Origin of the sequence: Schleiferilactobacillus shenzhenensis LY-73, assembly GCF_000469325.1 — a bacterium.
Taxonomy (GTDB): Bacteria; Bacillota; Bacilli; order Lactobacillales; family Lactobacillaceae; genus Schleiferilactobacillus; species Schleiferilactobacillus shenzhenensis.
On record NZ_KI271586.1, the window covers coordinates 94,837 to 98,293 of the forward strand.

General features: G+C 59.2%; 6 protein-coding genes. All 6 read left to right on the plus strand.

Features of this window, described 5'->3' with window-relative positions; all coding sequences use genetic code 11:
* On the plus strand, nt 1-447 hold a 447-nt coding region (locus L248_RS16305; RefSeq protein WP_281169979.1), incomplete at its 5' end, for a penicillin-binding transpeptidase domain-containing protein.
* Nucleotides 448-465: 18 nt separating this feature from the next.
* A complete protein-coding gene (locus L248_RS05845; RefSeq protein WP_051999874.1) occupies nt 466-1,038 on the plus strand; it encodes a 5-formyltetrahydrofolate cyclo-ligase in 573 nt (190 codons plus the stop codon).
* Nucleotides 1,028-1,732, plus strand: coding sequence for a rhomboid family intramembrane serine protease (locus L248_RS05850; protein WP_022529210.1), 705 nt, complete (start codon nt 1,028-1,030; stop codon nt 1,730-1,732). Before L248_RS05845 ends, L248_RS05850 begins: the two co-directional genes overlap by 11 nt.
* Entirely contained in the window at nt 1,722-1,979 is a 258-nt protein-coding gene (locus L248_RS05855; protein ID WP_022529211.1) for a YqgQ family protein, read from the plus strand. The genes L248_RS05850 and L248_RS05855 overlap by 11 nt, the downstream gene beginning before the upstream one ends.
* Nucleotides 1,969-2,949 (plus strand): ROK family glucokinase, encoded by a 981-nt coding sequence (locus L248_RS05860; RefSeq protein WP_040535140.1) that lies wholly within the window; start codon nt 1,969-1,971, stop codon nt 2,947-2,949. Before L248_RS05855 ends, L248_RS05860 begins: the two co-directional genes overlap by 11 nt.
* A 13-nt stretch (nt 2,950-2,962) precedes the next feature.
* Nucleotides 2,963-3,385 carry a rhodanese-like domain-containing protein gene (locus tag L248_RS05865; protein ID WP_051999875.1) on the plus strand — a complete coding sequence of 141 codons (423 nt, stop codon included), beginning with the start codon at nt 2,963-2,965 and terminating at the stop codon, nt 3,383-3,385.
* Nucleotides 3,386-3,457 lie beyond the last annotated feature (72 nt).

A 3,457-nucleotide genomic window follows, 5' to 3' on the forward strand; every position in this document is an offset into this window, starting at 1 on the left:
TACCGCATGAAGCCCTACCTGGTATCCTCCATTCAAGAGAATGGCAGCCAGGGCAAGAAGGGGGCCATCGTCGACACCACCCAGCCCACCGTGCTCAACCGGGTGCCTTTCACCCAGGATGAGCTGGACGTCGTCAAACAGGGGATGTACAACGTGGTCCACGGCTCCATGGCCTGGGGCACGGCCCATCCGCTGAAGGACATCACGCCGGCGATGTCGGCCAAGACCGGGACTGCCCAGTCTTTCTACATCGATCCGGACAATCCCACGACCAACCCGCCGGAGACGACCAACTCCAGCTTCGTCGGGTATGCCCCCAGCAACGATCCGCAGATCGCCATCGCCATCGTCTTCCCGAACTTGGACGCCGATTCCGAAGGCAACTATAACCAACAGGTCGCCCGCACCATGATCGAGCAGTATTACAAGCTGAACAATATTAAGTAAGTGAGAAAGGAGACCGCGATGGCCCTCACCAAGAAAGCGTTCCGCCAGCTGCAGATTCCCCGGATGGCCGAATTTGCCAAAACACCAGCTTTCACCAAAGAATCTCACCGCCTCCAAGACCAGCTGCTGGCCTACCTGACCCGCCATCCCCAAGGAAGTGTCGGCCTGACGATGAGCGGCGGGATCGAAGTGCCCACTGAGCCGCTGCTCACGGCTTTGTTAGCCGCCGGCCGGCCAGTCTTGCTGCCGAAGACGTTTTCCGACCGGACCATGCACTTCGTTCCGTACCACGGCCAAGCAGCGGAATTGGCCCGGACGGATTACGGGATCCTTGAACCGGTGGCGGATGCCGACGAAGTGCCGGCTATCGTGGTCGTGCCGGGAATCGCTTTTGTCCGCGGCAGTCACGCCCGGGTGGGCTTCGGCGCGGGCTATTACGACCGCTACCTGGCGGCCCGGGGCAGCGCCATTCGCCACACGGTGACCATGGCCACCAGCGTGATGCTGTTCAATGCCCCGACTTGGCGGGTGGCCGCCCACGATGTTGCTGTCGATACACTACTAGAAGGGAAGCAACCCAATGAACGCTAATCAGCGGCGCTATTATCTCACCCGCTTCAAATTAATGCCGTACATCACGTATGCACTCTTGCTCTTGACTGTGCTGATGTACGTCGCTGAAACGCTGTTGGGCGGGTCCAGCAACAGTCAGGTGCTCCTCCAAGTGGGGGCCAACTTTGGCCCGCTGGTCGCCCAGGGCGAATGGTGGCGCCTGATTGCTGCCATGTTCATCCATATCGGCCTGATGCACATTGCCACCAACGGCGTGATGATTTACGCCGTTGGTACCCAAATTGAGAACCTCTTCGGCCACTGGCGGATGCTGGTCATTTACTTGGTCAGCGGGGTTATCGGGAACATCACGTCGCTGGCGTTTGGCCAGCTGAACGCATTGTCGGCCGGGGCCTCCACGTCGCTCTTCGGGCTGTTCGGGGCGTTCCTATTTCTTGGTGTCGGCTACCGGCAGGAACCGTACTTCAAGATGGCCGGTCGCCAATTCATGACCCTGATCGTTTTGAACTTAGTGATCGACCTGTTTATGCCCTCCGTGGATATCTGGGGCCACATTGGCGGGGCCGCCGCTGGCTTTCTTACTGCCGCAGCCTTGGCCTTGCCGGCCCGGTACGGTAAGCTGCCGGTCTGGCAGCGGGTGGTCGGTGCCGTCATCGTGGTCGCCGCTGCCGTCGTTTTAGGCTACCTGGGGATGGCGCGCTATGCCGGGTGATATCAAGCTGCGCAATCTCTACGATGTGCAGCAATTATTGGAGAAATTCGGCATCCTGGTCCATCTGGGGAAACGGCTGTGGGACATCGAGCTGATGACCATTGAGCTTGAACACGTATACACAGCCGGGCTGTTAGATGCTAAGATATATGTTAAAGCCCGGGCGGTGTTACGCCGTGAACGGGAGAACGAGTTGCGCCAGCAGCCAAAAAATCATGAAAGCAGTGAACAACAGCATGGCAGATAAAAAACTGATCGGGGTCGACCTCGGCGGAACCACTACTAAGTTCGGGATCCTCACGCCGGCAGGGGACGTCCAGCAGCGGTGGAGTATCGAAACGGACGTCTTAGAAGATGGCCGCCAGATCATTCCCAACATCATCGACTCGATCAAGCACCACTTGGACATGTACGACATGAGTGCCGAGCAATTCTTGGGCATCGGCATGGGCTCGCCGGGCTCAGTCGACCTGACGGCGGGCACCGTTACTGGGGCCTTCAATTTGAATTGGTCCGGGACGGTTTATCCCAAGCGCGACATTGAAGCCGCCACGGGGATTCCTTTCTACATCGACAACGACGCCAACGTGGCGGCCATGGGTGAGCGCTGGATGGGTGCGGGGGATAATGACCCCAACGTCACCTTCGTCACCCTGGGTACCGGGGTCGGCGGCGGCATCATCGCCGACGGCCGTCTGCTCCACGGGGTCGCTGGTTCGGCCGGCGAGTTAGGCCACATCACCGTGCAGCCCGGCGGCTATCTCTGCACCTGCGGCAAGCGCGGCTGCTTGGAGCAATACGCTTCCGCCACTGGCGTCGTGCACATTGCCCGGGACATGGCTGAGGAATACGCCGGTGACGCGAAACTGAAGTTCATGCTGGACGACGGCGAAGACATTACCTCCAAGATCGTCTTCGATCTGGCCAAAGAGAACGACCCGCTGGCCCTGAAGGTCGTGGACAAAGTCAGCTTCTACTTGGGTCTGGCCCTGGCGAACGTGGGCAACATGCTCAACCCGAAGTACATCGTCATCGGCGGCGGTGTCAGCGCGGCTGGTGATTTCTTGCTGCAGCGGGTACAGCAAAACTTCGAGGAGAACACCTTTCCGAATGTCCGCCAGACGACTTCGTTGCGCCTCGCCACGCTGGGCAACGAAGCGGGCATCGTCGGCGCCGCCTCACTCGTATTGCAAGACCAAGCTGAGACTGAAGAATAGAGGAATGCAGGGAATGTTTTTTTTAGCAAGCGGATTTAATCAAGGAATTTGGATACTGAACGGGTTTCTATTACTGATCGTGCTGTACATGATCGGCTCGCCCACCTACTACTGGTGGCGCGGCCGCCAATTGAAGGGCGCCATTGACGAGGACACATTTGAGAAAGGCCGCACCCGGGCCCAAATCGTCGACTTGCGGGACCGCAAGACGTTCGACACGAAGCACATCCTCGGCGCCCGCAGCATGCCCATCGCTTCGTTGAAGCAGGACATGGGGTCCTTGCGTAAGGACCTGCCGGTATACTTATACGAGAGCGGCACGAACCTGGCGATTCGGGCGGCGCTGCAGCTGAAGAAAGCCGGCTTCACCGACGTTAAATGGCTGAAGGGCGGCTTCCGGGAGTGGCACGGGAAGATTAAGGGGAAGAACGTATAACGTTCATTCCGCTGTACCCGGCGATTTGGGCCCTCCGGCTGGCTGGGGCTGGAACGTAGCGGGCACGGCTTG